The 25,928-nt window shown below is 70.9% G+C and carries 26 protein-coding genes; 9 read left to right on the top strand and 17 right to left on the bottom strand.

The genetic code is table 11. From position 1 onward, the window contains the following. Positions 1–4 precede the first annotated feature (4 nt). The 4 genes from GGD89_RS04150 to GGD89_RS04135 all read left to right on the top strand — a co-directional run bounded on the left by GGD89_RS04150 (position 5) and on the right by GGD89_RS04135 (position 3,363). Complete coding sequence (locus GGD89_RS04150) at positions 5–634, top strand: ribonuclease HII (RefSeq protein ID WP_184042844.1); 630 nt, start codon at positions 5–7, stop codon at positions 632–634. 328 nt (positions 635–962) lie between these two features. Further along, positions 963–2,063, top strand: a complete 1,101-nt coding sequence (locus GGD89_RS04145) for a site-specific DNA-methyltransferase (RefSeq protein ID WP_184042843.1) — start codon at positions 963–965, stop codon at positions 2,061–2,063. Between the two features lie 628 nt (positions 2,064–2,691). Then, positions 2,692–2,946: a hypothetical protein gene (locus GGD89_RS04140; protein ID WP_184042842.1), complete on the top strand. Its 255-nt coding sequence runs from the start codon at positions 2,692–2,694 to the stop codon at positions 2,944–2,946. Between the two features lie 105 nt (positions 2,947–3,051). Continuing rightward, complete coding sequence (locus tag GGD89_RS04135) at positions 3,052–3,363, top strand: hypothetical protein (RefSeq protein ID WP_184042841.1); 312 nt, start codon at positions 3,052–3,054, stop codon at positions 3,361–3,363. Positions 3,364–3,771: 408 nt separating this feature from the next. Here GGD89_RS04135 and GGD89_RS04130 read toward each other — a convergent pair whose 3' ends face one another. Beyond that, a complete protein-coding gene (locus GGD89_RS04130; protein ID WP_184042840.1) occupies positions 3,772–4,119 on the bottom strand; it encodes a hypothetical protein in 348 nt (115 codons plus the stop codon). 542 nt (positions 4,120–4,661) lie between these two features. Further along, on the bottom strand, positions 4,662–5,168 hold the full coding sequence (locus tag GGD89_RS04125; protein WP_184042839.1) for an RT0821/Lpp0805 family surface protein: 507 nt from the start codon (positions 5,166–5,168) through the stop codon (positions 4,662–4,664). 470 nt (positions 5,169–5,638) lie between these two features. Here GGD89_RS04125 and pdxH point away from each other — a divergent pair, with 470 nt between their 5' ends. Together pdxH and GGD89_RS04115 are read left to right on the top strand one after the other, a co-directional pair. Continuing rightward, positions 5,639–6,244 carry a pyridoxamine 5'-phosphate oxidase gene (gene pdxH / locus GGD89_RS04120; protein WP_184042838.1) on the top strand — a complete coding sequence of 202 codons (606 nt, stop codon included), beginning with the start codon at positions 5,639–5,641 and terminating at the stop codon, positions 6,242–6,244. A 43-nt stretch (positions 6,245–6,287) separates the two neighbouring features. After that, entirely contained in the window at positions 6,288–7,286 is a 999-nt protein-coding gene (locus GGD89_RS04115; RefSeq protein WP_184042837.1) for a cation diffusion facilitator family transporter, read from the top strand. Here GGD89_RS04115 and GGD89_RS04110 read toward each other — a convergent pair whose 3' ends face one another. The 9 genes from GGD89_RS04110 to GGD89_RS04070 all read right to left on the bottom strand — a co-directional run bounded on the left by GGD89_RS04110 (position 7,287) and on the right by GGD89_RS04070 (position 15,668). Next, positions 7,287–9,161 carry a tetratricopeptide repeat-containing protein gene (locus GGD89_RS04110; protein WP_184042836.1) on the bottom strand — a complete coding sequence of 625 codons (1,875 nt, stop codon included), beginning with the start codon at positions 9,159–9,161 and terminating at the stop codon, positions 7,287–7,289. 56 nt (positions 9,162–9,217) lie between these two features. Continuing rightward, entirely contained in the window at positions 9,218–9,802 is a 585-nt protein-coding gene (locus tag GGD89_RS04105) for an ABC-type transport auxiliary lipoprotein family protein (protein ID WP_184042835.1), read from the bottom strand. Between the two features lie 32 nt (positions 9,803–9,834). Continuing rightward, positions 9,835–10,959, bottom strand: coding sequence for an MlaD family protein (locus GGD89_RS04100; RefSeq protein WP_184042834.1), 1,125 nt, complete (start codon positions 10,957–10,959; stop codon positions 9,835–9,837). 2 nt (positions 10,960–10,961) lie between these two features. Beyond that, positions 10,962–11,693, bottom strand: a complete 732-nt coding sequence (locus tag GGD89_RS04095) for an ATP-binding cassette domain-containing protein (RefSeq protein WP_184042833.1) — start codon at positions 11,691–11,693, stop codon at positions 10,962–10,964. Beyond that, positions 11,690–12,550: an ABC transporter permease gene (locus tag GGD89_RS04090; RefSeq protein ID WP_184042832.1), complete on the bottom strand. Its 861-nt coding sequence runs from the start codon at positions 12,548–12,550 to the stop codon at positions 11,690–11,692. The genes GGD89_RS04095 and GGD89_RS04090 overlap by 4 nt, the downstream gene beginning before the upstream one ends. Beyond that, positions 12,550–13,989, bottom strand: coding sequence for a RyR domain-containing protein (locus GGD89_RS04085; protein ID WP_184042831.1), 1,440 nt, complete (start codon positions 13,987–13,989; stop codon positions 12,550–12,552). Before GGD89_RS04085 ends, GGD89_RS04090 begins: the two co-directional genes overlap by 1 nt. Before the next feature lie 84 nt (positions 13,990–14,073). Continuing rightward, the gene (locus GGD89_RS04080; RefSeq protein WP_343058530.1) at positions 14,074–14,955 is read right to left on the bottom strand and encodes a carbon-nitrogen hydrolase family protein; all 882 of its coding nucleotides are present in this window, start codon (positions 14,953–14,955) and stop codon (positions 14,074–14,076) included. Next, a complete protein-coding gene (gene grxC / locus GGD89_RS04075; RefSeq protein WP_184042830.1) occupies positions 14,952–15,212 on the bottom strand; it encodes a glutaredoxin 3 in 261 nt (86 codons plus the stop codon). Before grxC ends, GGD89_RS04080 begins: the two co-directional genes overlap by 4 nt. Before the next feature lie 102 nt (positions 15,213–15,314). Then, entirely contained in the window at positions 15,315–15,668 is a 354-nt protein-coding gene (locus GGD89_RS04070; protein ID WP_184042829.1) for a Dabb family protein, read from the bottom strand. 204 nt (positions 15,669–15,872) lie between these two features. On the opposite strand from GGD89_RS04070, the gene GGD89_RS04065 reads away from it, so the two are divergent. Further along, complete coding sequence (locus GGD89_RS04065) at positions 15,873–16,145, top strand: glutaredoxin domain-containing protein (protein WP_184042828.1); 273 nt, start codon at positions 15,873–15,875, stop codon at positions 16,143–16,145. A gap of 52 nt (positions 16,146–16,197) precedes the next feature. Here GGD89_RS04065 and GGD89_RS04060 read toward each other — a convergent pair whose 3' ends face one another. Further along, positions 16,198–18,279, bottom strand: coding sequence for a protein kinase family protein (locus tag GGD89_RS04060; protein ID WP_184042827.1), 2,082 nt, complete (start codon positions 18,277–18,279; stop codon positions 16,198–16,200). A gap of 333 nt (positions 18,280–18,612) precedes the next feature. On the opposite strand from GGD89_RS04060, the gene GGD89_RS04055 reads away from it, so the two are divergent. After that, entirely contained in the window at positions 18,613–19,131 is a 519-nt protein-coding gene (locus tag GGD89_RS04055; protein WP_184042826.1) for an RrF2 family transcriptional regulator, read from the top strand. Positions 19,132–19,161: 30 nt separating this feature from the next. Here GGD89_RS04055 and gshB read toward each other — a convergent pair whose 3' ends face one another. The 5 genes from gshB to GGD89_RS04030 all read right to left on the bottom strand — a co-directional run bounded on the left by gshB (position 19,162) and on the right by GGD89_RS04030 (position 24,927). Next, entirely contained in the window at positions 19,162–20,109 is a 948-nt protein-coding gene (gshB, locus tag GGD89_RS04050) for a glutathione synthase (RefSeq protein WP_184042825.1), read from the bottom strand. A gap of 92 nt (positions 20,110–20,201) precedes the next feature. Continuing rightward, on the bottom strand, positions 20,202–21,563 hold the full coding sequence (locus tag GGD89_RS04045) for a TldD/PmbA family protein (RefSeq protein WP_184042824.1): 1,362 nt from the start codon (positions 21,561–21,563) through the stop codon (positions 20,202–20,204). Between the two features lie 57 nt (positions 21,564–21,620). Then, entirely contained in the window at positions 21,621–23,018 is a 1,398-nt protein-coding gene (gene mgtE / locus GGD89_RS04040; protein ID WP_184042823.1) for a magnesium transporter, read from the bottom strand. An 87-nt stretch (positions 23,019–23,105) separates the two neighbouring features. Continuing rightward, entirely contained in the window at positions 23,106–23,909 is an 804-nt protein-coding gene (gene hisN, locus GGD89_RS04035; RefSeq protein WP_184042822.1) for a histidinol-phosphatase, read from the bottom strand. A gap of 250 nt (positions 23,910–24,159) precedes the next feature. Continuing rightward, a complete protein-coding gene (locus GGD89_RS04030) occupies positions 24,160–24,927 on the bottom strand; it encodes an XRE family transcriptional regulator (protein WP_184042821.1) in 768 nt (255 codons plus the stop codon). A 455-nt stretch (positions 24,928–25,382) separates the two neighbouring features. Between GGD89_RS04030 and GGD89_RS04025 the strand changes: the two genes are divergently transcribed. Next, positions 25,383–25,844, top strand: coding sequence for a hypothetical protein (locus GGD89_RS04025; RefSeq protein ID WP_184042820.1), 462 nt, complete (start codon positions 25,383–25,385; stop codon positions 25,842–25,844). Positions 25,845–25,928: the final 84 nt, after the last annotated feature.

Below are 25,928 nucleotides of genomic sequence, written 5' to 3'. Positions count from 1 at the left end.
GCCGATGCCGCCTGATTTTGTACTGGAGCAGACCCACGACGGCCTCGTCTGTGGGCTGGACGAGGCCGGCCGGGGTCCCCTGGCCGGACCGGTGGTGGCGGGCGCCGCCATCCTTGATCCGGCGCGCCTGCCGCCGGCCCTGCGCGAGGGCCTGGACGATTCGAAGGCGCTGTCGGCGGCCCGTCGGGAAATCCTGTTCGCCCTGCTGACGGAAGAGCCCGGTGTGCGGATCGGGGTCGGCGTCGTCGAGGCTGCCGATATCGACCGCCTGAACATCCGCATGGCCGCGCTGCTGGCCATGCGACGCGCGTTCGAGGCCCTGGGCACACCCGTCCCGACCCTGGCCCTGGTGGATGGCCGCGACGCCCCCGCGCTGCCCTGTGCCGTCCAGCCGGTGATCAAGGGCGACGCCAGGAGCCTATCGATCGCCGCCGCCTCCATCATCGCCAAGGTGACCCGCGACCGGATCGTGCGCGACCTCGCGCCGCGCTACCCCGGGTACGGCTGGGAGACCAACATGGGATACCCGACGCGGGAGCACCTCGCGGCCTTGCGCCGCCAGGGGGTCACCGACCAGCATCGCCGCTCTTTCGGCCCGGTGAGGGCGGCGATCGCCGCGCGGGACGGAGTCTGACGCGCGGTCGCCGAGTCGGTCCGGCCCGTCCCATCGTGCCCCGTCCCCGCGCCGCCGGACCCGCGCGACGCCGCCGGATCGGCCGCATGGCGCGGTGCCCGATGCCCCAGTCATGGCGCTTGGGCGACTGTTGACCCACAACCGGTTGTGGCTTTGGCGACTCGACGCCATTCCTCTTTCGTTACATTCAGAAACGCCTATAGAGTCCTGATATACAATAATATTGCCAGAGAGACTCGGGCGCGGTACAAGGGAGTCACCGATGGCCTCCGGCGGTCCACCCGGAGGCCGTGTGGCCCATCCGTCTCCCCCGCCCCGGGACCGTTTCATGACCACGCTGAAGACCAATCGCCTCTATCAGGGCGACTGCATCGATATCCTGAACGGCATGCCGGCGGAGTCGGTGGATATGATCTTTGCCGATCCCCCCTACAATCTCCAGTTGGGGGGCGACCTGCTGCGGCCGAACAACACCCGCGTCGATGGCGTGGACGACGCCTGGGATCGCTTCGACGGGTTCGCCGATTATGATACCTTCACCCGCGCCTGGCTGGGGGCCTGCCACCGGGTGCTGAAGGACTCCGGGACCCTGTGGGTGATCGGCACGTATCACAACATCTTCCGGGTCGGCACGGCGCTTCAGGATCTGGGATTCTGGGTGCTGAACGACGTGGTCTGGTGCAAGACCAACCCCATGCCCAACTTCCGGGGCACCCGGTTCACCAACGCCCACGAGACCCTGGTGTGGTGTTCCAAGGGCGCCGAGGCTCGCTATACCTTCAACTACGAGGCTATGAAGGCCCTCAACGAGGGCCTGCAAATGCGCAGCGACTGGACCTTGCCGCTGTGCACGGGACCGGAGCGGCTGAAGGATGACCAGGGCCGCAAGATGCATCCGACCCAGAAGCCCGAGAGCCTGCTGTACCGGATCATCCTGGCGTCCTCGGACCCGGGCGACGTGGTGCTCGATCCCTTCCTCGGATCCGGGACATCGGCGGCGGTGGCCAAGAAGCTCGGCCGGCGCTGGATCGGGATCGAGCGGGATGCCCGCTATCTGGTGGCCGCGCGCGAACGGATCGCGGCGGTGGAGCCGGTCGCCGATGTGACGCTGTTGCGCACCCCCCGCAAGCGGACCGAACCCCGCGTGCCGTTCGGCGTGGTCGTGGAGCGGGGCTTGCTGCCCCCCGGGTCGATGCTGTCCGACGCCAGTGGTCGCTGGTCGGCGCGCGTGCGGGCCGACGGTACCATCATCAGCGCCGAACATCGCGGATCCATTCACCAGGTCGGCGCGGCGGTCCAGGGTGCCCCGGCCTGCAACGGCTGGACCTTCTGGCACATGCGGGCCGACACCGGCTCGCTGGTGCCCATCGACCTGCTGCGGCAGCGGGTTCGCGCCGAGTTGGCGCCCGCCGCGACCGTCCTTTCCTGAACCCCACCCGAAGACGACACCGCGCGCCCGTGATCCCGTCCGCGCCGGTGCCGGCGCGTGGATGGACGGCGGGGTCGCGCCCGTTTTGCGTGCATTCCCTGGCGGGTCCTCCCAATGGGCTTCCCGTGCGCGGACGGTGTGGTGGACGCGGCTTTCCTTCTTTCGAGGGCAGTTTTCTCCAAACGGCGTAAATGCGTTGTAGCTCTATAGAATGAGAAAATGTCCGCCTATGGTGCGGGGTTGTGGATAAGGTGCCAACGTCTTACCTCATAGAGAGATTGATTTGATCACTCTGGTTCCTTTCGCGGAACGCTGTGCCGTGACTCGAGCCATTTCGAGGGTCTCACGCCATTCGCCTGATAACCTTGAACCAATTTCGAGGCTGGTGTTAAGGTATTTATCAGGTCGTGGGGTATCCGACGACAGGCGGCCACCCGGAGCGGGACGTCCCCGCCCAAACGCGGCGCCGTCCGTGGACAAGCCCCCGAACACCTCCGGTTTCCGTCCTGATTGGCAGGGCAACGACCGGATGCCGCGCCTCACGTGGCTTGTCCGTGCCGACGTCCACGATGGCCGTGGAGCCCGTCGGACGAAGCCCACATCGGGTCGGGAACCCGGGAGACGGCAAATGTTGAGCATCGGCGACTGTATCGCCTTCTGCGGGTTGGAAGACGACGACGAATTGGATGTGCTGGCGTGCCATGAGCACCTGCCCCCGGTCATCGCCGCCGCCTGGGCGGCCGGAGAGATGAGGACGGTTGGCGGACGCCGGCACGTGGTTGAAATCCTCGCGGGGCGCGCGGCCGAGGCCCGCTTGCGTGGGGACTTCGCGGCGGCCGATCGGTTGGACCGCCTGGTCGAGAAGGAACGGGCGGCCCTGTGACGGGGCGCCGGTCCGGCCGGAAGCGGGACACGCGTCGGCGCGGGGGTGGGGGCACATGTCCGGTGCTTTCGGTGGTGGACAGGTCATGAGTGGAGGAGTGGAACTATGAGACTGGACCAGGAAACCGTGAAGGCCCTCACCGCGTCCACGTCATCCCATGTGGCGGCCATCGCAGAGAGCGAGTGCCTGTTGCCCATGCTGGCGGCGGCCTGGACCGAAATGACACTGCGCCAGCCCAAGGGCGCCAACACCATTCGCGCCGTTCTCGGCGAGGCCGCGCAGAAGGCGGACCGTCGTGGCGATGCGGCGATGGCCAGTCGATATCGCATGGCCCTGGAGGACTTCGAGGCCCAGTGCGACATTCAGCGCGATCTCATCCACGCGGACGCGAAGGACGACGTGGCCCTGGCCTCGTAAGGCCCACGGCGGATGAGCGGCGCTCATCCGCCTCCGGGCACCCCCCGGTCCCCGTCGGCGCCCGGACCTCGGTACCAGACACGACACGGCCCACCACCGCAACGCTCCCATGCCGCGCCGGTCCCGGCCCGCTCCCGACTAGGCCGCGCGCGGCCGTGGACCCGGAACGGCAAGAGATGGGGAGTGGTCGCGCAAGGCGACGGCGTCCACGGCCCTCAGGGATCGTCGGAGGGCGGCGGCCCTGAGCCAGCGCGAGTCGTCCGATCGGCCCCCTCCCAGTCTTTCACGAGACCTTCCTCTCACGAGATCTTCGGCGCGGGTCATGGCCCTCGTGTACTGCTCCAGACGACAGATGCTGTCCGCATTCTTTTGTCTGGATCGGTGCAGGAACCCTTACTGTCTACAGGCCTAGTCGTCGCGGTCCTTGATGGTGGTCAAGAGCACCAGCATGAGGATGATGGCGATCAGATTCAGGACGATGATGAACACCACGCCCAGAATCAGGATCGACAGGCCGCGCCCCATCACCACGATCATGTCGCCATAGGCCCAGACGGCGGCCAGAATCCCGCCCATGCTGAGGAAGAAGGCGATGGCCACCACGGTCAGCGTGGACGGCCACCACCGGCGGCGGCGGCGTTCGCGCGGCGGACTGTCCGTTGCGTCGTCGGGTCCACCTTTGTGGTTGGCCGTCGCCGGCGTGACGGAGGACGGCGGGGCAGGGGCCGTGTCGCTCGGCGGTCGGGTGCCTGACATGCGAATCATCCGTGGCGGAGCTGGCAGCTCGGGGCGATCTCTTGGGGGCGATCTCTTGGGGGCGATCTCTTGGGGGCGATCTCTTGGGGGCGATCTCTTGGGGGCGATCTCTTGGGGGCGATCGTTCGGGGGGGATCACTGAAGGGGGGCTCGCGGATCCGGGGAGACCCGGGGTCTCCAGTCTAGCGCAGCCCCAACGGATGGTGGAACGCCCGACACCGGACCCGACACACCAATCCGGGACCCCGTCGCCCACGGGCACCGCTCCGCCTCGGACGGCGGTCTTCGGGGCACGGATGGCCGGGTGCTGAGACCGGGCGATGAGTGTCGCGCATTCACCACCCGGGCGCTCGGCAAGACGCCCGCATCCCATCACGGGCCCGTCCGAGGCCGTGCCGGACCGACGGTGGGGGGCGACAGGCCCCTTATCAGGGACCATCGAGATCACGGGGCGCGCGACTCACGACTCGAACGGTCCCCCGGGATGCGCGCGCGCACCCCGTGGGACCGTCCGATCCACCCCATGAGCCTGCGACCGCTCGTCAGCCCCGGGAATCGATGATTTCCCACTCACCCCGGCTGTTGCGGCAGGCGGTGCCGGTCGCGTCCTCAAGACGGCCACCGATGGTCACCGTGGTCCGGAACTGCCGGCAGTAGCGACCGGTGTTGGTGTAGCCGTCGCGCAGGGGCGTGAAGGTGCCGGAGTTGCCGCTGTTCGGGTTGTTCCAGCTCACCGTCTCGCCGATGGGCGCGGTGTAGGCGCGGGACTGGGCCTGCTGCAATTGACGGCGATCGCGGTCGTCGAGGGCGCTGCCGGCCTCGTTGCCGATGGCCGCGCCGATCAGCACGCCCAGGCCGGTGGCCGCCGCCGTCCATTCGGGCGAGCCGCCGAACTGCGAGCCGACGAATCCGCCGAGCGCGGCGCCGCCCAGGGTGCCGGCGGCCTGATTGGGATTGTTCTGAACGGTCTCACAGGCGCTCAGCGCCGGCCCGACGAGAAGGGCGACCGCAAGGGACAGGGAAATGGGACGAGAGGCGGACCGGGTCATGGGTGAGCCTTTCCTGGTGCGGTGAGGGGTGATCACGACGGCGCGACGTGCGGAGCGGGACAACACCGTGGGCCTTCGCCGGGCCGGCGTGCATCCCGAGGCCATCGCGGGGTCTGGACGTGGGGCCGGCCGCCGGGGCGGCGGACCCGGGTGTCCGGGACGGGATGGCGAGGTCTCGGGATACTCGGATGTCAGCCAGTGTGACGCAAGAGAATGGCCGAAATGTGGGCCTGGAACAGAAGACTCATATGGGACGCGCGCGGCCGTCGTCCACCGTCACGATGTCCCTACGGTCGGGCCACAGACCTCGGCAAGGGCCCTGGCGAGGGCAAGGGCATGGTCTTCGGTGACCCGCTGCGGGTACCATCCGGGCGACGGCTCTCGCCTCTCGCGGCGGTCCGGTGCCGTGCGCGGTCGAGGGGGACCGGCGCGTCAGGAAACACCCATGATGGCATGATGGAGGCTCACGCGTGTCCGCCCTTGAAGTTGCCGATCCCTTCGAATTGTTCGCGTCCTGGATGAAGGAGGCCGAGCGCGGCGAACCCAACGACCCCGAGGCCGTCGCCCTGGCCACGGCCACGCCGGACGGCCGTCCGTCGGTGCGCATGGTGCTGCTGAAGCAGGTGGTGGCGCGTCCGGGGCCGGACGGGGGGTTCGTCTTCTATACCAACATGGAGAGCCGCAAGGGCGAGGAACTGACGGCCAATCCCCACGCCGCCCTGTGCTTCCACTGGAAGAGCCTGCGTCGTCAGGTGCGTGTGGAGGGGCCGGTGGTGCGGGTCTCCGACGCGGAGGCGGATGCCTATTTCGCCTCCCGGGCGCGGGACAGCCGCATCGGGGCCTGGGCCTCGGACCAGTCCCGTCCCGTATCGGGCAGGATGGACCTGGAACGCCGGGTCGCCAAGGCCGCCGCCCGCTATGCGGTCGGACCGGTGCCGCGCCCGCCGCACTGGACCGGCGGGCGGGTGGTGGCCGAGCGTATCGAGTTCTGGCGCGATAGACCCTTCCGGTTGCATGATCGCGTGGTTTATCAATGGGACGGCGCCGCGTGGCGGACGCACCGCCTGTTTCCCTGACACGACTCCCCCTATGATCGCGCGGGCAACGGAGATCTCCCGCATGGTGGACATTCCCTTCGCCTCCGAGGCGCGACATCCCGACGATCAGGCGGGGCGCTTGATGCGCCTGGCGACTTATGCGGCGGTGGCGGTGGCCAGCTCGCTGATCGTGTTCAAGCTGGTGGCCTGGCTGTTGACCGGCTCGCTGGCGCTGCTGTCGACGTTGATCGACTCGGTCCTGGATGTCGGCGCCTCGATCCTCAATCTTCTTGCCGTGCGCGTGGCCCTGGAGCCGGCGGACCATGACCATCGCTTCGGTCACGGCAAGGCGGAGCCTCTGGCCGGGCTGGCCCAGGCGGCTTTCATCGGCGGATCGGCCCTGTTCCTGGTGTTCGAAGCCGGCAGCCGGGTCTTCGACCCCTCCCCGGTGACCCGGTCGGGGGTCGGCATCGCCGTCATGGTGGTGTCCATCGTCGCCACCCTGGGCCTGGTGACCTTTCAGAAGTACGTCGTGCGCCAGACCGGATCGGTGGCCGTCAAGGCCGACTCGGTGCACTACGCGGGCGATGTGCTGGTCAACCTGAGCGTGATCGTGGCGTTGGTGCTGGCGACCGGACCGGGGTGGACCTGGGTGGATCCGCTGTTCGCGGTCGGCATCGCCGGCTACCTGCTGTCCAATGCCTGGGGCATCCTGCGAACCTCCCTCAACCTGCTGATGGACCGGGAGTTCGACGAGCCGGAGCGCCAGCGCATCCTGGAGATCGCCCGCGGCCAGCCTAAGGTTCTGGGCGTGCACGACCTGCGCACGCGCTCCTCCGGGCCCGATCGCTTTATCCAGTTGCACATCGATATGGATCGCACCCTGTCCCTCTGGGACGCCCATGTGGTGGCCGACCGCGTGGAGCACGCTATCCGCGACGCCTTTCCCGGCGCCGACGTGCTGATCCACCAGGACCCCGCCGGTCTCGACGAAGCCCATCCGGCCCTGGTCTACCACGATGATCGGCCGGGCTTGCGTCCAGGCGAGGCGGCGGCCGCGCCGGACGCGCCTGGGCCGTGATCACGCCACGGGGCCGGGGTCGCCGTCCGCCCGGCGCAGCGCCGACAGCGCGAGGACGCCGTGGTGCTTGGGCAGGGTGACCTGACCCATGTAGTCGGCCATGAAGCCGCTGTCCTGGCGGAGCATCAGGGCGGCGGTGAAGGCATTGGTCACATAGGTCTGGCCGGGTGGCGTGGCCATCTCGATCCGCGCGGCGCGAATGACCTGGGTGCCGATGAGGCTGCGCCGGCCGATGATGGGGTCGAACAGGGGCACCGCCGGCCCGAAGTGTCCCGACAGGCGCATGCGCAGCGGCGGCAGGTCCAGCGCCGTCCCGTCCAGGCTTTCCAGGGTGGCGTGCAGCGCCATCGCGCAGCGGCTGGCGGCGACGATGTCGTCGAGGCCCAGGAACAGGCCATCGCCCCAGGTGTTGGCGTACAACACCCGTCCCCCGGCGGCCTCGTCGATGGCGGCGACCAGGCGCGGCACCACCTTGTCCTGATAGCGGACGCATTGGCGTTCGGTGAGGCGCGAGAAGTGGTGGATGTCGCCGAACAGCAAGGCGGCCAGCGTGCGCCGCAACGGCGGCTGGGTGGCCGGGGCGGCCGTCGGGCGCGGCAGCGGTGGGAAGGGGGCGATGAAGGGCGCGCGTCCGGTGGCCTCGCGCCAATGGGCGATGTCGGCGGCGGTGCCGGCGGGCCCGCCGACCGGGCCGCCGTTCCACAGCGCGATCATCTCCGCCCGGGTGTTCAGCAGGCGTGCCTTGTGCAGCGCCAGCCCGGCGGCCATACGGGCGCCATAGGCGAACAGCTCCGGATCGTCGCCCTCGCCGTCCTCGGTGGCCAGGGTGACCTCCGTAGCCCGCGCCAGACAGGCGTGAAAGCGCGGAACCCAGGACTCGCCTCCCGGTTCCACGGACACGGCGGCGAAGGCCCGGGCGGCGAAGGGCAGGACGACGATCAACTGGCCTCCGGCGTCCAGCACGGACTCGGCGAACAGGATGTCTCCGCCGCAGGCCAGGGCGGTGACGCCGATGCCGACACCCTGGGCGTCGATGTGGGCGCGGATCCGCGCCTTGAGGCCGGCTTCCTCGGGGCAGCCCTCGCGGAACATGTGACCGGCGAACACCGCCACGGCCGGCAGCGTCAGCAGGTCCAGGCCCGCCGCCGCCGGTGTGGGGCGCGTCGGGCCGAGGCGGCCCAGGGACTCCAGGATCCAGGCGAACTGGCGCCGGGTCGCGGCCACCGCCGCCGGGTCGGCACCGCTGACGGTGCGCGCGTCGGCCAGGGCCGTCCGTGCCCCGTCCGGATCCCCCAGCACCAGCAGCGCCTCGGCGCGGTTGGCATGGCCGTAGTAGGAGTCGTCCCGTGGCAGGGTCAGCACCGCCCGGGCTAGGTCGTGGGCGCGGGTCGTGTCGCCGGCCGCCAGGCACAGGCTGGCGGCGTTGACGGCCGGGTAGGCGGCCAGATCCGGGCGATCGGCGTCCAGCGCCAGGCGCCAAGCGCGGGCGTAGGCCTCGGCGGCGCGGCGGGCCACCGCCGGCCTGTCGTCGGGCGGCGCGCGGTGAACGCGGTCCTTGATCAGACGCGCGCCCAGGGTCAGGCGCTCGATGGCGAACACCGGGTCGGTGTCGGTGCTTGTATCGGCGTCGCGGTCGGCGTCGCTGTCGGGGACGGACCCGAACCACTGGGCAAACTTGTGCTCGGCATGGGCCAGGGCACCGCTGCGAGCGAGGCTGAGGACGGCCCGATGCCGCAGCCAGGGATCCGCGGGATAGCGGCGCAATGCGTCCACGGCCCGGTCGTAGGCTTGCAAGACGTTGCCCTGGCCCAGCAACGCCTCCACCGCCGCGAGGGTCCGGGCGGTGCTCTCGGTGTCCATCGGCTCGCTGGTCATCTGTCTGGTCCCCCCCCCTCCCGACCGTCCCGCGCCGTGCCGTCATGCGCCTCCGGTCACGGTGTCCGCGTGGCCTGCGCCACCGCCATCACCAGCCGCTCCAGCGCCCGGGTGACCGCCTGGTTGAAGGCGAGCACCAGGTCGGCCGGCGCCGCCCCGGCCGGCACCGGCGCCTGTTCCAGCACCACGCCGGCGGCATGGTCCTCGCGATCCCGGTCCCGCCGCAGCGTCCACGTCAGCAGCACCCGTGCCTCCACCGGATCGGCGGCGCCGGCCGGGACCACGGCCTCCACCTGATCCAGGCTCCACTGCAGGCGCCAGCGCGGTCCCTCGGTGTCCGCCTCCGGGCGCGGCAGGAACGCGGTGCGCAAGACCCGCTCCATGGTTTCGGCGGGCGGATCCTCCCAGCGTCCGCCGGACGCCTCATCGACCCGGATGACCTCGCCCAGATAGACCACCCTGAGGCCCAGCGACCCGGCCAGGGACCCGGCGACACGCGGGGTCAGCACCTCGACCTGGCCGTGCGGCGGCGTGGCGGGCCGGGACGGCGTGGCCTCCAGGCGGTAGACCACCTCCTCCGGGGTGGCCTGGAGCGCGCAGCCGGCGACCCCCAGGGATCCCAGCAAGGCCAGTCCGAGCAAGGGTCCTCGGACCCGATGAGAGAGGCGCGCCGTCACCGGTCCGATCCTCCCCGGTCGCGGAACAGGAAACCGGCCGGGTCGCGGTTCAGCTCCCGGGCGATCTCGTTCAGGTTGCGGCTGGCGGCGGCGAGGTTCTGCATGACCTGGAAGCTCTGGCGGCTGCTTTCCGCGACCAGAACCTCCAGGTCCCGCACCGCGCGGGTGAAGGCCGCCACGGTCGCGGGGTCCAGCAGGCGGTCGGCGCGGCCGACGATGTCCCGGCGGAAGCGGTCCAGGCGCTCCGGAATGTCCTCGGCGACCGCGCCCTCCATGGCGTCGATGGCGGCGTCCAGGTCGTCCAGGCTGCGGTCCAGGCGATCCGGCAGGGCCGCGTAGGCCGGCAGGGCCTGGTCGAGCGCGGGGCGGGCGCTGGCGATGATCGTCGCCAGGTCCACGCCGGCCTGCCGGAACACCAGCAGGGTTTCGTCCACCGTCGCCAGGGTCTCGTCGATGCGCGCCCGCGTCGCCCGCGTCTCGCACAACAGGGCATTGGCTTGAAGGATCAGGCCATCCAGGCCGTCCGGCGGCAGGTCCCCGGTGTCCGCCATGGGGACACAGTCTCCGGCGGTGAAGGTGGCGCCGGCGGGTGGCGGGCAGGCGGGGGGGGGCGGCGCCGCGCGCACCGCGCCCAGGGCGGTGGCACAGGCGTCGTCCACGTCGGCGATGGGGGCGGTGGCGGACGCCGGACCGGCGGGGGGGGGCGCGGCGGCGTCCACCTGCACCACGACCAGACGCGCCAGGCTGACCGGATTGGGGCGCGCCACCCGCAGGCGGGTGGTGTCCGCCGGCAGCACGACGCCATCGTTGACCGAGAACCCCACGCGAAACATCGGCCGCGCGGCGTCCAGCACCGGGGCCTCGGTCTCCGCCTCGTCCGCGCCGACGTCTTCGGCGGCGACGGTCACGTCCGTCACCTGCCCGATCTCGTGGCCGTTCAGCACCACGATGGAGCCGGTCTGCACGCCGTCCACGTCGGTGGCCAGGGTATGCAGCAGGGCGCCGTCGTCGTCCACGAGCACCGGCCAGGCCAGCATGGACGCCACGGCGACCAGCAGACCCACCACCAGGGTCAGGCCGCCGACCAGCCGGTTCTGGATGACAAGCTGGCTGTCGCGCATCCTCATCCGTCCCGTCCGCCGGAGTCGACCGGCGGGTGGTTCCTCCGGCCTTCTATAGCAGGCGTGGTCCGGACCGGCACACCCCTTTCCAGCACCAGGTGACCATCGGCCAGGTCCAGCAGGTCCTCGGCGCGGGTGGCGGTGGCCACCACCGTCGCCAGCCGCCCGCCCGGCGGCGCCAGCAGGCGGCGCATGAGCGCCCGGCCCGGATCGTCCAGGGCCGCCAGCACGTCGTCGAGCAGCAGCACCGCGGGCTGGACCGCCATGGCCCGGGCCACCAGGGCGCGCCGGTGCTGGCCGTCGGACAGGCGGCGCGGCGGCCGGTGCATCTCGTCGATCAGGCCGAACTGGGCCAGCAGCACCTGGGCGCGCAGCACGGCCGAGCGGCGTGGCAGGCGCAGGCCCTGGAGCAGCGGCAGCAGCACGTTCTCGAACACCGTGAAGCCCGGCAGCAGGGCGTCATGCTGGAACACGGCGGCGATCGCCTGGCGGCGCACCGCCTGCGCCGGTGTCCAGTCGCCGATGGCAATGTCGCCGGAGCGCAACGGCAGCACGGCGGCCAGGGCCTGCAACAAGGCGCTCTTGCCGGCGCCGCCCGATCCCGTGACCAGCAGCAGCCCCCGCGCCGGCAGGCTGGCGTCGATCCCGTCCAGAATGCGCCGTCCGGCGCCGTCCAGGGCGACCACCCCGCGCAGGCGCACCGGCAGCGCCGCCGTGGCGTCGTCGCCGGTCATCGCAGCACCAGGACGGGCAGGTCGCCGATGCGCCACAAGGTGAAGGCCATGTTGATGATCACCACGGTCACGGCGGCCTTGAGCATCACAGAGCGCGCCACGCCGGACAGCGCCAGACGGTCGCGATGGCGCGGGTCCAGGCCGTCCACCACCCCCACGGCCACCGCCATGGTGGAGGTCACCGCCATCTGGGCGGCCACCGAACCCACCATGCCCGGCTCGACCACCCACTGGAAGGCGGCGCTCCACACCGAGCGCGGCAGGTCCAGCATCACGGTCAGCGCCAGCGCCGCCGATACGGCGCTGACCACCATCGCCAGCGCGGCATGAGCGCAGGCGGCCACCACCAGCGCCAGGCAGCGCGGCGTCGTGATCATCATCACCACGTCCACGCCCAGCAGGTCGAGGGACTCGATCTGCCGGCGGCGCGCCATGTCCGCCAGATCCACCGCCAGCGGCAGGGCGCCGCGCGCCGCCAGCAAGCCGCTGGCCAGGAACGGCGCCACCTGCTGGATGGCCACCAGGGCGATGATGCCGGCGCTGCCGTGCAGGGTCAGGATACCGCCGGTGAGCATCGCCAGGCCCAGGGCGAGGCCCGTGCCGAGAATCAGCGCCAGCGGCAGGATGATCGGCACCGGCCCGAAGATCATGGCCCACAGATCGCGCGCCAGCAGGCGGCGGCGGAAGTAGCGGTTGCCGCCGGGAATGGGCGCGGTGACCAGCAGGTGGGCCATGCCGGCCAGCAGCCGCGCGGTCATCCCCAGCACCTCCAGGGGAAGCAGCAGCAGCGCGCCGGTCCGCTCGGTGATGGCGCCCAGCGCGGCGGCCCCGCGCGAGGATCGTTCGACGGTCGCCATCAGGTCCCGTCCATGGCTGGGGTCGGCGTCGGGGCTGGTGGCGGGGCTGGCGTCGCCGCCGGCGACGGGCCTGCCGCGCGCTCCACGATCAGGCCGGCCCGGCGTCGCCAGCGGGCCGTCAGGTCGGTATCGGTCGCGGCCTCCGTCAGCATCACCCGCCGGCACAGCGGGATGAGCGCCGCCAGCAGAGTCTGGTGCGCGGGATCGGCCGGCGCCGCATGCCCGGACGCGTCCAGGGCGACCGGGACTCCGTCCCGGGCCAGGCTCAGGGCGGCGGCGCAGGCGCCGGGATCGCCGGCCGGGGCCGCGTACTCCAGCACCAGGGGCGCGCGTTCGGCGGCGGCCGCCCCGGCCGAGCGCCGCAGTCGCCGCTGGTGCATCCGACCGGGGGGCGCGTCGCCCCACGGCCAGGCGCCGCGCAGGGCCACCGCGCGAATGGGCCGGTAGGCCAGTCCGGCTAGGCGCAGCATCAGCGGCACGGTCAGGACGGCCACGCGGTCCTTCTCCTTCACGTCCTCGCTCAGCGCCTCGTAGGGCAGGAGATCGGGATGAACCTTGCGCGCGTTGTCGCGCCTGGGGCCATGGACCCAGCCGTCCAGCAACCGGTCGCTGGCCCAGCGGTCGTGTTCCAGTTCGGCCAGATGCTCCACCCGTGCCGGATGGCTCCAGGCCGGCGCGGCCACCGCGTCGTCGTCCCGAAAACGCGGGGTGGGCACGGCGATCAGGCCGGCCGCGTCCAGCTTCAGGAACAGGTGGTCGGCCTGGGCGCGGTTGGCGTGGCGATAGGTTTCGGGCAGGCGCTCCCAGGGTTCAAGAGCCGGGGAACTGCCCCGTCCCTCGCCGCGGGTCCAGGCGTTTTCCAGGTAGAAGCCATGGATGGTGGCGGCCAGGCGGTCCAGCAGCACCAGATCGTCCGACCGCCGGCCGCGCGGCGCCGCGTCCACCGGTACACCGATCAGGCCGGCCGCCAGAAGTGCCCGGGCGACCTCGTCGGGCGGGGCGCCGCGACCGGGCGGCGGATGAACGATCGCCGCGCGCTGGCCGGCCAGGCATCGGGCCGGGGCCTCCACCAGGGTCGCCGACGACGGGGCGTCGCCAGCGGCGTTGAACACCAGCAGCGGCCGCCCGGTCTCGGGCCGGGGCCGGGGCAGGGGCTGGAACAGGGTGGTCAGGCCGGGGATGGCCTCCAGCAGCCGCCGCGCCGCGTCGGGCCCGCGCCCGGGCAGGCACACGGACAGCGCGGCGCCGTAAGGCCGTCCGATCAGGCGCCCCACCTGGGCCAGCACCATCAGCGCCTGGGGATCCTCGCCGAGGACGGCCAGGGTCAGGGTCCCCCGGGCCACCGCCGTCAAGCCGGGTACGGCCCGATAGCACGCGGCGCGTGCCCAGGCCTGGGCCTGGGCGACCTGGTCGGCTGTCCAGTCTCCGCCTGAGTCCATGGGGATCGTCCCTGTCGGTGTCTGGATCATGGGCGAGTCTGGAGATCCTTGACAACGGAGGCGCGGCGGGGGGGGGGCCAGGGCTCAAGCCGATGGGGGCGCGGGCACCGGCGACGGCCGGGAGAACGGCCGATCGTGGATCAACGCCGGCACCTTGGCGCGGGCCGCGTCCACCTCGGCCGGGTCCAGCGTGGCGGTGATCAGGCCCGGAGTCTCGCCGGCATCGGCCAGCACCTCGCCCCAGGGGCCGATGATCAGGGCATGCCCATAGGTGCGCCGGTCCTGGGGATGGGCGCCGGTTTGGGCGGGGGCCAGCACGTAGCTGCCGGTCTCGATCGCCCGGGCGCGCAGCAGCACATGCCAGTGGGCGCGGCCGGTGGGCACGGTGAAGGCGGCGGGCACCGCCAGGGCGTCGGCCCCGGCCTGGGCCAGGGTGCGGTACAGGGCGGCGAAGCGCAGGTCGTAGCAGACCGACAGGCCGAGGCGCAGCCACGGCAGGTCCACGGTGACCGCCCGGTCGCCGGGGCTGAAGGTCTCCGACTCGCGATAGCGCTCGGTCTCGCTCAGGTCCACGTCGAACATGTGGATCTTGTCGTACCGCGCGGCGATGGCGCCCTCCGGGTCCAGCACGTAGGTCCGGTTCGCGGCGCGGCCATCCTCCCGCAGGATGCCCAGGGTTCCGGCGTGCAGCCAGATGCCGCATTCCCGGGCCAGGTCGCGAAAGGCGGCCAGCGCCGGATGGTCGGCCTCGCGCCGCGCCCGGGCCAGCACGCGATCCCGGCCCAGCGTCATCATGGCCACATTCTCGGGCAGCAGCACCAGCCGCGCCCCCGCGTCCCGCGCGCGGCGCACCGCGTCCCCGGCGGCGGCGATGTTCAGGTCCATGTCGTCGCCGGCGGTCAGTTGCGCGCAGGCGACGGTGACGGGCGCGCGAGTCGGTGCCGTCACGGCCGGGACGCTGGTCACGATGCCGCCAACAGCGGGTCGAGGCCACCCCGGGCATCCAGAGCGTACAGGTCGTCGCAGCCGCCCACGTGGCGATCGTCGACGAAGATCTGCGGTACGGTGCGCCCGCCGTTGGAGCGCGCCTTCATCTCCGCCCGCCGGGACGGGTCGAGCATCACGTTGTGTTCGACGAAGCCGATACCCTTGCGTTGCAGAAGCTGCTTGGCGCGGTGGCAGAAGGGGCAGATGGGGGTGGTGTAGATCTCCACCTTGGCCATGGCGGGACTCCCTGGGGCAATGGTCGCGGCGTCGGCGCGGGACGGGACAGGACGACGGGTTCGATCGATGTTGGCCGGACGGGCGGCGGCGTCAAGCGATGATCAGTCCGGACGGGGGAGCACCGGGCCGCGGTCGCCGGCCCCCGGACATCCGCACGGGGGGGGGCCGAGCGTGCTGACGAAGTCCGCCGCGACCCGCATGTCGCGCAACGGGCGCACGGTGGCGATGGCGTCCTGATAAATCGGATGGTGCTTGTAGGCGTCCAGGGCCGCCGCGTCATCGAAGATCGCGTGCACGATCAGATCAACCTGATTGTCGAACCGGTCGGTCTTCAGATTGACGGCGACCTCCAGGTCGCGCGCCTCGGGAATGTCGGCGAGGCGTTGCAGGCCCTCGCGCGCCTGCTCCAGGTTGTCCGGATGTTTCAGGCTGAATAAGACGACATGACGGATCATCGGGGGACGGGTCCTCGCGCGTTGGGTGATCGGTGGGCCGGGATCGTGGGACAACGCGCGCGCGCTGTCGACTCCCCGCGTGATGGCCTCGCGTCGCCGTGGCCCGTGCTCGGTTGAGACCGGGGCGCCGGTCCCCTAATATGATGGGCGATGACCAAGGCGACGCATGCCGTCGCCCCAGCCTAAGCCGAACGAGGAACACCGATGGTTCATGTCGAGATCTACACCAAAACCACCTGTACCTTCTGCGCCAAGGCCAAGGCCTGGTTTCAGGAGCATGATATCTCCTATGAGGAACACGATGTCTCGACCGTCGCCGCCTTCGGCGAAATGAAGAAGCGCCTGCCCGAGGCCCGCACTGTTCCCCAGATCCTCATGGATGGTCACCTGATCGGTGGGTACGACACCCTGATGCACTACGAGCAGCCGATCCTGGAGCGTTTGCGCGGGACGACGGCGAACGCCTCCACGGGCTGACGGAGAGGTCAGGCGGGGCCGTGGCGCCCCACCTGGACGTCGCCTAGAAGAGCTAGAAAAGGTAGCTGACCAGCACGAAGCCGACCGTGACCACCGCCACGCCCACCGAGGCGGTGGCGGCGATCTTCTGCCCGCTGCGCTCGGCGCTCTGGTCGGCGCCCGCGCGGCCGATTTCCAGGGCGCGCATCTGCTGCTGGGCCATGGCCCATTCGGCGCGGGCGCGCTGGAACTCGTCGAAGTCGGCGCGCCGTTCCTCGGCGTTGTCCACAAGGTTGTACAGCTCGGGCAGGCTGCCCTTGCGCACCAGCCGGGGGACCTCGCGTTCCAGGCGACGGCGGCGCTCGCGACTCTGATAGCTGTTGATGATCGGCCCCATCAGGCCACCCACCCAGCTTGCCAGGCCGTGCAGGGAGTCCGGCCCCAGGCGCCATTGCAGGACCGCGAGCAGGCTCAGCATGCCCAGGGTGGACCGCTTGGGGTCGGAGTCGTTGAGCGCCAGGAGCTGGGGACCGATCTCCTTGGGGAAGCGGGCGGCGACGAAGGCCGCGACATGGCGGTCGACCGGGTTGGTCTTGGCATCCATCCGGGCGCCGATGCGGTCCAGCGCCGGCAGCACGTCGCGGATGTCCAGCACCACGTCGTGGGCCAGCAGCGGGCTCAGGCAGGCCTGGCTTTCGTTCATCTCGTACAGGCAGCGCTCGATCCCGGCGCCCAGGTTGCGGCCGTCCTGGAGGAACTCGCGCAGTTCCTTGAACATGCCGTCCATCTGCGCGTACTCGGGCGAGTAATGGTCGCGGGCACCCACCCACATCTTGGGAACCTCGCGCAAGATGACCTCGACCACCGCGCGTGTATCGCTGCCGCGTGCCATCAGCACCGACAGCGCCACCCCGAAGCCGTCCACATGGGCGCGGAAGTCGCGGTAGCGGATGGGGGCTTGCGGATCGAGGGCGATAAGCACGTTGGCCAGGGCCGCGTCGTGCACCGCGCGCTTCGTGCGGTCGGCGATCGCCGTGGCCGTGCGAATGGCCATGGTCAACTGATCGGCGAGCTGGTTGTTCTCCAGGCCCCGGCGCAGCCAGATTTCCAGCTTGCCGTCCAGCACCATGGGGGCGGCCTTGTCCCAGTTGGTGGCCATGGCATGGGCCAGGTGCCGGGTGGTCAGGAACTCTTGGTTCATGAAGACGAAGGCACGCTGGGCGCGGTTCACGGGGCGGGCCTGCACCGGCGTCATGCGCCGGCCATTGAACCACAGGTCCAGGGTGTCGAAGTCCCAGCGCTGGTCGGCGTCGTCCGCCAGCAGGCCCCTCAACACCTCGATCATGTTCAGCGGGATGCGCTGGTCGGCCACCAGGGTCGCGTAGGACCCCTGGTTCAGCTTGCGCTTGAGCAACTCGGCGTCGGAGACCCCGGCCACCGGGTTGCGCCCGATCATCAGGAAAAGCAGGGTCACGCCCATGGCGTAGTAATCGTCGCCGTAGGATCCGGCGCCGCGCCCCTCGGGCGTGGCCATGCTCATCTCGATGGTCTCGAACACCGCCGGCTGGTCCAGCGCCGGCATGGTCGAGGCGCAGTCGCCCAGCACCATGCGGGTATTGCCGGCGTCGGCGTAGAACAGGTTGGTGGGCCGGATGGCGCGGTGGGTCACGCCGTAGTTGTTCAACTCGCCCAGCGCCGTCACCATGGGGCGCAGCATCATCTTGGCGGTCTGCTGGTCGCTCAGGGGCGGGAAGGTCTCGTCGAGGGACCGCATCACCCGCCCGCCCATGGGGCGCTCGTAAATCAGCGCCAGGCGCATCGCGCTCTCGGGCGGCCATTCCACGACCCCCCATTCCAGCATCGACATCAGGCCGGGCGAGCGCAGGCTCCGAAGCTGCTTCATCACCTGTGGCCGGGCGGGAATGGTGCCGGTGACCACCAGCGCGAACATCGATCGCCCGCGCTGACGCTTGTCCTCGGCGATGAACGCGACGGCGTTGCTGGTGTCGAGCGTGGGGAGCGGGTTCTCGTAGAAGATCGCGTAGCGGTCCTTGAGGGTGGTGATCGGGCCCTCGCCGCGATCCTCGGTACCCGGTTTGGGCGTGCTGTCCCCCTTGGTCCTGCCCTCCGGCCGTCCTGGTCCATTCTGAGCCAAAGACTTCGTCCCTTGTTTCCGGTCGTCCCACCATGCGGCGCGTTTCTCGTCGACGCGCCATCCGCCTCGCAGTCCCCCCAGCCCCGGCGAGGACAGGCCCGCCGGGTTCCGCGACCCGCGCCCTGATGCCCAGCCTATGTTGGTCCGCGAAGCCCCACAATCCACAGGGCGGTCGAGACCCTTTTCAGCGCCGTGTTCCTTTCATATATCGAGGGTTGCGTGCTGACGACGCCGGTTCGACAGGCCATGATCGGTGTTATGGCGGTGGATGGGCGAGGGGTCGCGCGGCGACTCGGATGAGACCGCACCGGTGGCGGCATGGGAGCCCATTTGATGATTCAGATTCCCCGGCGTTACCTGGCGGCCATCGAGGCCGTCCTCGACATCGCCTATCACGGCGGCGCGCAGCCGGTGCGCGGGGCGGAGATCGCCGACCGCCTGGGCGTTCCGCGTCGCTATCTGGAGCAAAGCTTACAATCTCTGGTTCGTCAAGGGGTTCTTGTCGCGCAACGCGGCCCGCGCGGCGGGTACCGGCTGGCGCGGGAGCGCCGGCGCATCAGTGTGGGTGACATCGTCCGCGCCGTGGGCGGCAACGGCGACGGCGAGGATGCGGTGGCCTCCGGCACCGCGCGGCGGGACGGGCCCTCGGGCGCGGCCGCCAGCGCCGCCGCCGGTACCGGCGGGGAGGTGACGTCGGTGCTCGGGCGGGCGGTGGTGATTCCCATGGCCGAGGTGGCGGAACAGGTGCTCCAAGCGCACCTCGACCAGGTGACGGTCGATGATCTGTGCCGCCAGGGCCGGGCGAGCGGCGTGCCCGGTGCCCGCGACGACGCACTGGATTTCTCCATCTGACGCCCCCGGTCACGATGGGGTGGGCGGGGTTCAGCGGGCGGCGAGACGCCGGTCAATGGCCTCCCAGATGGCGATTTCCAGGCGCGGTCCGCCGAAGTTGGCGATTTCCTGAAGGCCCGTGGGGGAGGTGACGTTGATCTCGGTGAGGCAGGCGCCGATCACGTCGATGCCCACGAAGACCAGGCCCCGCTCCCGCAGCTCCGGGCCGATGGCGGCGCAAATCTCCCGGTCGCGGTCGGTCAGGGTGGTGGCCAGGGGCTGGCCGCCCACGTGCATGTTGGAGCGCGCCTCGCCGTCCGGCGGAACCCGGTTGATGGCGCCCAGGGGCTCGCCGTCCACCAGGATGATGCGCTTGTCGCCCTGGCGGATGTCCGGCAGGTAGCGTTGCACCATCACCGGCTCGCGCGACGCGGCGCCGAACATCTCCAGCACCGCGCCCAGGTTCTCGTCGTCCGGCTTCAGGTGGAACACCCCGGCGCCGCCGTTGCCGAACAGCGGCTTGACGATGATGTCCCGGTGCTCCGCGCGAAAGGCGCGGATGGCCTCGGGGTCGCGGCTGATCAGGGTGGGCGGCATCAGGTCAGGCCAGCGGCAGACGAACAGCTTCTCCGGCGCGTTGCGCACCTCGGCCGGGTCGTTGACCACCAGGGTGTGGGGGTGGATGTGCTCCAGCAGGTGGGTGGCGGTGATGTAGGCCATGTCGAAGGGCGGATCCTGGCGCATCAGCACCACGTCCACGGTTCCCAGGTCCAGGGCCTCGGGCGCGCCCAGGGTGAAGTGGTCGCCGGCCTGGCGGCGCACGGTCAGCGCGCGCGCGCGGGACATGACTCGGCCATCCTGGAAGCTCAGGTCCGAGGGCAGGTAGTGCCACAGCCGATGGCCGCGCGCCTGGGCCTCCAGGGCCAGCACGAAGGTGCTGTCGCCGGCGATGTCGATGGTCTCGATGGGGTCCATCTGGATGGCGACGGACAGGGTCATGAACGGGTGCTCCCGTGACGGCGTCGTCAAGCCGGCTCCCGGTGGGGGAGGCGCGTCGGCAACCGTTTGACGATCATTTCATGCAGAAAAAGCTATTCACCGGCGATGGTCATGCCGTCCACCCGCAGCGTCGGGCTGTCGGTGCCGTAGCGCAGAACCAGATCATCGGCGGCCGTGGTGTTGCGGAACATGTCCCGCAGCGTGCCGGCGATGGTGCATTCGCTGACCGGGTGGGTGATGGCGCCGTTCTCGATCCAGAACCCGGCGGCGCCGCGCGAGTAGTCGCCGGTGATCATGTTCACGCCCTGGCCGGCCAGTTCGGTGACGTACAGGCCCTCGGCGATGTCGGCCATCAGGGCGGCCGGCGTTACGGTGCCCGGCTTCAGATAGACGTTGGAGGCGCCGGGCGAGGGTGGCGAGGCGGTGCCGCGCGTGGCGTGTCCGGTGCTGGCCAGGCCCAGTTGCCGGGCCGAGCGCAGGTCGAGCAGCCAGGTGGTCAGGCGGCCGGCGTCGATCAGGTCCAGGGGGCGGGTGGCCAGGCCCTCGCCATCGCAGGGGCGCGAGCGCAGGCCGCGTGGCCGGTGTGGGTCGTCGGTGATGGTGATTCCGGACGGAAACACGGGGCTGTCCATGGCGTCCTTGAGGAAGCTGGTGCCCCGGGCGATGGAAGCCCCGTTGATGGCCCCCAGCAGGTGTCCCACCAGGGTTCGGGCGACGCGCGGGTCGAACACCACGGGTGCCTTGAGGGTACGGGGGCGGCGCGACCCCAGCCGGCGCGCGGCGCGCTCGCCGGCGACCCGGCCCACCTCGGCCGGATCGCGCAGGTCCTCGCGAAACACGGCGGCGGTGTAGTCGTAGTCGCGTTCCATGCCGTCGCCCCCGGATCCGCCGCCGCCCGCGATGACGCTGACGGCCAGCGAGGCGCCGGTGCGGTCGTAGGCGTGGGCGAAGCCGTTGGAGGCGGCCTGCAGCACCGTGGTCAGGCTCCAGCCGGCCTCCGCGCCCTCGGAATTGGTCACGCCGGGCACCGCGCGCGCGGCGTCCTCGGCGGCGCGGACCATCTCGGTCAGGGTCTCGGCCGAGGGTTCGTGCGGATCACGGCACGCGATCTCCGGCGGGTCGACGACGATCTGAGAGGGATCGGCGAGGCCGCAGTAGGGATCGTCCGGAACCGTGCGGGCCATGGCGACGGCCCGCGCCACCAGGTCGTCCAGGGCCGCCGACGAGCGGTCCGCGCTGGACACCATGGCCTGGCGGGTCCCCAGCAATACCCTGAGGCCGATGTCGCCGCCCTCCGCCCGTTCCAGCCGTTCCAGCGCGCCCATGCGCCAGGCCACCGACAGCGAGACGCCGTCCACCAGAACGGCGTCGGCGGCATCGGCTCCGGCCCGGCGCGCGCGGGTGATCAGGTCTTCCAGCAGGCCGAGGGAGCACGGGGCGGGGGCGGCGGTCATGCGGCGGAACTCCAGGATTGAGCGAGGGGCAGGGCTTGGCGAGGCACCGGCGGGGCCCTACAGGATGAACACGGCGGCCAGTCCCAGAAAGGCGAAAAAGCCGACCACATCGGTGACCGTGGTCAGGAACACGCCCGAGGAGACCGCCGGGTCCACCTTCAGACGGTCCAGCACCAGCGGGATGATGATCCCCGCCAGCGCGGCGGCCACCATGTTGATGACCATGGCGATGCCGATCACCACGCCGATCATCGTGTCCTTGAACCACACCCAGGCCACCGCGCCGGTGACCAGGGCGAACATGATCCCGTTGAGGACGCCGATCACCAGTTCCTTGCCGACGATGCGCATGGCGTTGGATGACGTCAGTTCCTTGGTGGCCAGGGCGCGTACGGCGATGGTCAGGGTCTGGGTGCCGGCGTTGCCGCCCATGGAGGCGACGATGGGCATCAGCACGGCCAGCGCCACGACGGCTTGCAGGGTGTGTTCGAACGCGCCGATGACCAGCGAGGCCAGCACCGCCGTGCCCAGGTTGATGAGCAGCCAGCCGATGCGGGCCTTGACGGTGTCCTTGATCGCCGAGAACAGGTCGCCGTCCGACAGGCCGGCGAGGCGGAACAGGTCGTCCTCGGCCTCCTCGTCGATCACGTCCACCACGTCGTCGACCGTGATCCGGCCGACCAGCCGGCCCGAGGCATCCACCACCGGCGCCGACAACAGATCCTTCTGGCGGAACAGGAAGGCCACTTCTTCCTGGTCCATGGTGATGGGAAGCTCGGTGCCCTTGGGGTCCATGATCTCGCTCAGGCGCACCGGCCGGCGCGCCCGCAGCAGCATCGACAGACGCACGCTGCCCAGGGGGCGGTGGCGTGGATCGACGATGAAGATCTTGTAGAAGTTCTCGGGCAGGCGGGCGCCGGAGCGCAGGTAGTCGATGGTCTCGCCCACGGTCCAGTAGCTGGGCACGGCCACCAGTTCCCGCTGCATCAGGCGCCCGGCGCAGTACTCGGGCAGGGCCAGCGCCGTTTCGATCAGCGCCCGCAACTCGGTCGGCAGCTTGGCCAGCACCGCCGCCCGCTCGTCGTCCTCCAACTGCGCGGCCAGGTACACCGCGTCGTCCGACTCCACCTCGCGCAGGCAGGCGGCGAAGTCCTCGAAGCCCAGTTCCGCGATCACCTCGGCGCGGACGGCGTCGTCCAGCTCCGGCAGGATGTCGGCGTTGAAGATGCCCTTGGTGGCGCGCACCAGCAGTGCCCGGTCCTCGCCGCCCAGGGTCTCGATCAGGTCGGCCATGTCGGCGTGGTGCAGCGGTTCGACCAGATCCCGGATCAAGGTCTCGTCGCCGGCCTCCAGGGCGTCGTGCACCTGGCCGACGAACTCCGGCAGAAGCCCATAGGAGTCGTCGCCGTGCAGCACCTCGCGGTGGAGCTGATCGCGGAGCGGCGCTTGCGGCATGGGCGACTCCCGGATCGGGGCGATGGCGCGCCATCGCCGGTGAAGCTGAGAACCAAGGGCTCAAGGAACGGGCGGGTCGGGGGTGGGTCAGGCGCCGCCGAGGGCGTCCAGCGCGGCGGCGTGGCCGGCCCCGTCGCCGGAGGCCAGGATCGTTCCCGGCGTGTCCAGGCGCAGCGGCCGGCCCTGCCAGTCGCTCATGCGCCCGCCGGCCCCCTCGACCACAGGCACCAGGGCCATGTAGTCGTAAGGCTTCATGTCCGTTTCCGCCACAACATCGATCCAGCCGCTGGCCAGCAGGCCATAATTGTAGCAGTCACCACCGAAGCGGCGCTCCGCCACCCGGGCGCTCAGGGCCTCGAAGCGGCGCTGCTCCTCGCCCGCGAACAGGTCGGGCGAGGTCGAGAACAGTCGCGCCTGGTCTAGGGACGCGAGCGCCCGTGCGCGGCAGGGCCGGCCGTCGTGGGTGGTGGGCAGGCCCAGGCAGCCGACCCAGCGTTCCCCCAGGGCCGGCGCGTCAAGCACCCCCAGAACCGGCTGACCCCGCCAGGCCAGCGCGATCAGCGTGCCCCAGAGGGGCAGGCCGCAGACGAACGCCCGGGTGCCGTCGATGGGGTCCAGCACCCACACGAACTCCCGATCCATGCCGGTCTGGCCGGCCTCCTCGCCGAAAATGCCGTGGTCCGGGAACCGCGTGGTGATGAGATCGCGCAACGCTGCCTCGGTCTCGCGGTCGGCGCGGGTCACTGGCGACAGGTCGTCCTTGGTCTCGACGGTCAGCGCCGGCGACCGGAAATGCGCGAGCGACGCCGGCCGCGCCCGGTCGGCCAGCGTGTTGACGAAGGGCACCAGACCCTGGACCTGCTGTACCAGGCGATCGGTCATCTCGGGCATGGGACGATGATCCTCGCGGCGGCGGTCCGTGGCGCGCCGGCCCGGACGTCGGAAACATGGGGTGACCCGCCGTCGGGACCAAGGACTCGCGGGACCCAAAGGACCGTCACGCCGGGCGGGAGGCACCTTGCGGGCAAATGGCGCCGGGATCAAGCATGCCTTCCGAGGCCGGCGGGACGCGCGGGCGATCGCCCGCATGGGACCCGCGTGGGGGACGCACCGGCATGCGGCGCGTCCTTGAGGACCCGCCCTACACCCGGCGTCCCACGATCCAGACCACCCGGCCGATGATCGCCAGGTCGTCTTCGGCCAAGGCTTGCACCGGGTAGGCGGGATTGTCGCTGATGATCTGGAACCGGCGGTCGCGCAGGTCGAGGGTCAGGCGCTTCACCCAGGCGACGTCGCCGACCTGAAGGGCGTAGATGCCCTCGCGGTTCGGGCGGCGCTGGGTGCGGTCCACCAGGATCCAGTCGCCGTCGACGAGCGTGTGTTCCATGGAATCGCCGGTCACCCGGATCACGGCCAGCGCGTCGGGGGAGGCCCGGGTGATGGCGCGCAGCCATTGGGCCTCGACGAACTGGAACCCCAGCGGTGCCGCGTTGGGGCCGATGATCGACCCGTCACCGGCCGAAACGGCGGCGTCGTAGCGGGGAATGGCCGCGACCTCGCGGTCGGCCAGGGTGACGTATCCCGGTGCTAGCGGAGGCGGGGGGGCGGCGGGCGGACCGACCGGTTTCCGGGCGCGCGGTCCCGGGGCCGTGGGTGCTGGCGCGCCCGAGGGGCGGCGCGGCCGTGGCGCCGTGTCCTCGGTATCCACGCCCTGGCCCAGGATCAGCCAGCCGGGGTCCACGTCGCAGAGCCCGGCCATGCGGACCAGTTGGTCGACGTCCGGGGCGCGCCGGCCGGTTTCATACCGCGACACGGCGGCATGGCCTTCCAGGCCCAGCGCCGCGCCGAGCTGGGCCTGGGTCATGCCCGCGGTCTGGCGCGCGAGGCGGATGCGTGTTGCCAAGTCCATGGACGCAGTGTGCCGGATCGGTACATGGAGGTCACGAGCCGATATGGCACATGGTCCTTGACGCGGGTGTACCGTATTGGCACAGTCTCCTCATGACGGGCGACGAGTCCGTCTTCCGCGCCGGTCCGGGGCAAGCGGAGACAACGCCGGATCACGCCATGCGGCGCCGGGTCGCCCGCATTGTCTCGAGACCGCAGATCGTCCTGACAGTGACGTTCCGTCCCGTGTGGGACGGACCTCGCCATGCCCCGCCGGTGTCGCGCCGCGCGGGGTTTTTCGTGTGCGGCCTCCGGGGCGGAGGCGGCACGCGGGCCCCGGCCTCTGGCCGGCGTCCTCCGCCGCCGCCGTGCGCGCGTGTCCGGTGCGGAGGCGGTGACGGGCGCGGGCGCGCCAGACCCGGGGATCACGGGCCGCCGCCGGCGGCTTTTTTTGACGACATCCAAGGAGAGAAAGCCATGGCCGGAAAGACAGCCGCGGGCGCCAAGTTGTTCATCGGTCCGGCGGTCGCCGACCCTGACGCCCAGGGCCTGACCGACTACACCGGGGCCACCTGGACGGCCATCGGGGCCATCCAGGACGCCGGCGAACTGGGCGATTCCCATCAGGTCTCCACCTACACCGAACTGGACAAGGCCCGCGTCAAGCGCATCGCCACCTTCAAGGACGGCGGCGAGGTCGCGATCACCGTGACCTTCGAGCCCGGTGACGCCGGCCAGGTCGCCCTGATCGATGCCCTGGGCGCCGACCATGCCTACAAGATCGAACTGGACGACGCGGGCGCCACCTCGCCGACCACCTTCTACTTCGTCGGCATGTGCACGGCCAACCGCCGCCGCCTGGGCGACGGCAGCCAGGTGATCACCCGCGCGGTGCCCATCCAGGTGCAGAGCGACGTGCTGGAGGTGCCGGCGGCCTAGTGTGGCGATGTACTCGAGGGGTTTACCCTTGAGTACAAGCGTCGCTGCACAAGACATTGTTTTTGGGGCCTGCTGACGGTTGGG

It is taken from the genome of Roseospira visakhapatnamensis (assembly GCF_014197915.1).
GTDB lineage: Bacteria > Pseudomonadota > Alphaproteobacteria > Rhodospirillales > Rhodospirillaceae > Rhodospira > Rhodospira visakhapatnamensis.
This window is presented reverse-complemented; position numbering and strand designations above follow the sequence as displayed.

What these genes read in the sequence shown, in the direction of transcription:
- GGD89_RS04150 (WP_184042844.1), top strand. Translation starts at nt 5, where the DNA reads ATGCCGCCTGATTTTGTACTGGAGCAGACCCACGACGGCCTCGTCTGT.
- GGD89_RS04145 (WP_184042843.1), top strand. Translation starts at nt 963, where the DNA reads ATGACCACGCTGAAGACCAATCGCCTCTATCAGGGCGACTGCATCGAT.
- GGD89_RS04140 (WP_184042842.1), top strand. Translation starts at nt 2,692, where the DNA reads ATGTTGAGCATCGGCGACTGTATCGCCTTCTGCGGGTTGGAAGACGAC.
- GGD89_RS04135 (WP_184042841.1), top strand. Translation starts at nt 3,052, where the DNA reads ATGAGACTGGACCAGGAAACCGTGAAGGCCCTCACCGCGTCCACGTCA.
- GGD89_RS04130 (WP_184042840.1), bottom strand. Translation starts at nt 4,119, where the DNA reads ATGTCAGGCACCCGACCGCCGAGCGACACGGCCCCTGCCCCGCCGTCC.
- GGD89_RS04125 (WP_184042839.1), bottom strand. Translation starts at nt 5,168, where the DNA reads ATGACCCGGTCCGCCTCTCGTCCCATTTCCCTGTCCCTTGCGGTCGCC.
- GGD89_RS04115 (WP_184042837.1), top strand. Translation starts at nt 6,288, where the DNA reads ATGGTGGACATTCCCTTCGCCTCCGAGGCGCGACATCCCGACGATCAG.
- GGD89_RS04110 (WP_184042836.1), bottom strand. Translation starts at nt 9,161, where the DNA reads ATGACCAGCGAGCCGATGGACACCGAGAGCACCGCCCGGACCCTCGCG.
- GGD89_RS04100 (WP_184042834.1), bottom strand. Translation starts at nt 10,959, where the DNA reads ATGCGCGACAGCCAGCTTGTCATCCAGAACCGGCTGGTCGGCGGCCTG.
- GGD89_RS04095 (WP_184042833.1), bottom strand. Translation starts at nt 11,693, where the DNA reads ATGACCGGCGACGACGCCACGGCGGCGCTGCCGGTGCGCCTGCGCGGG.
- GGD89_RS04090 (WP_184042832.1), bottom strand. Translation starts at nt 12,550, where the DNA reads ATGGCGACCGTCGAACGATCCTCGCGCGGGGCCGCCGCGCTGGGCGCC.
- GGD89_RS04085 (WP_184042831.1), bottom strand. Translation starts at nt 13,989, where the DNA reads ATGGACTCAGGCGGAGACTGGACAGCCGACCAGGTCGCCCAGGCCCAG.
- grxC (WP_184042830.1), bottom strand. Translation starts at nt 15,212, where the DNA reads ATGGCCAAGGTGGAGATCTACACCACCCCCATCTGCCCCTTCTGCCAC.
- GGD89_RS04070 (WP_184042829.1), bottom strand. Translation starts at nt 15,668, where the DNA reads ATGATCCGTCATGTCGTCTTATTCAGCCTGAAACATCCGGACAACCTG.
- GGD89_RS04065 (WP_184042828.1), top strand. Translation starts at nt 15,873, where the DNA reads ATGGTTCATGTCGAGATCTACACCAAAACCACCTGTACCTTCTGCGCC.
- GGD89_RS04055 (WP_184042826.1), top strand. Translation starts at nt 18,613, where the DNA reads ATGATTCAGATTCCCCGGCGTTACCTGGCGGCCATCGAGGCCGTCCTC.
- gshB (WP_184042825.1), bottom strand. Translation starts at nt 20,109, where the DNA reads ATGACCCTGTCCGTCGCCATCCAGATGGACCCCATCGAGACCATCGAC.
- GGD89_RS04045 (WP_184042824.1), bottom strand. Translation starts at nt 21,563, where the DNA reads ATGACCGCCGCCCCCGCCCCGTGCTCCCTCGGCCTGCTGGAAGACCTG.
- mgtE (WP_184042823.1), bottom strand. Translation starts at nt 23,018, where the DNA reads ATGCCGCAAGCGCCGCTCCGCGATCAGCTCCACCGCGAGGTGCTGCAC.
- hisN (WP_184042822.1), bottom strand. Translation starts at nt 23,909, where the DNA reads ATGCCCGAGATGACCGATCGCCTGGTACAGCAGGTCCAGGGTCTGGTG.
- GGD89_RS04030 (WP_184042821.1), bottom strand. Translation starts at nt 24,927, where the DNA reads ATGGACTTGGCAACACGCATCCGCCTCGCGCGCCAGACCGCGGGCATG.
- GGD89_RS04025 (WP_184042820.1), top strand. Translation starts at nt 25,383, where the DNA reads ATGGCCGGAAAGACAGCCGCGGGCGCCAAGTTGTTCATCGGTCCGGCG.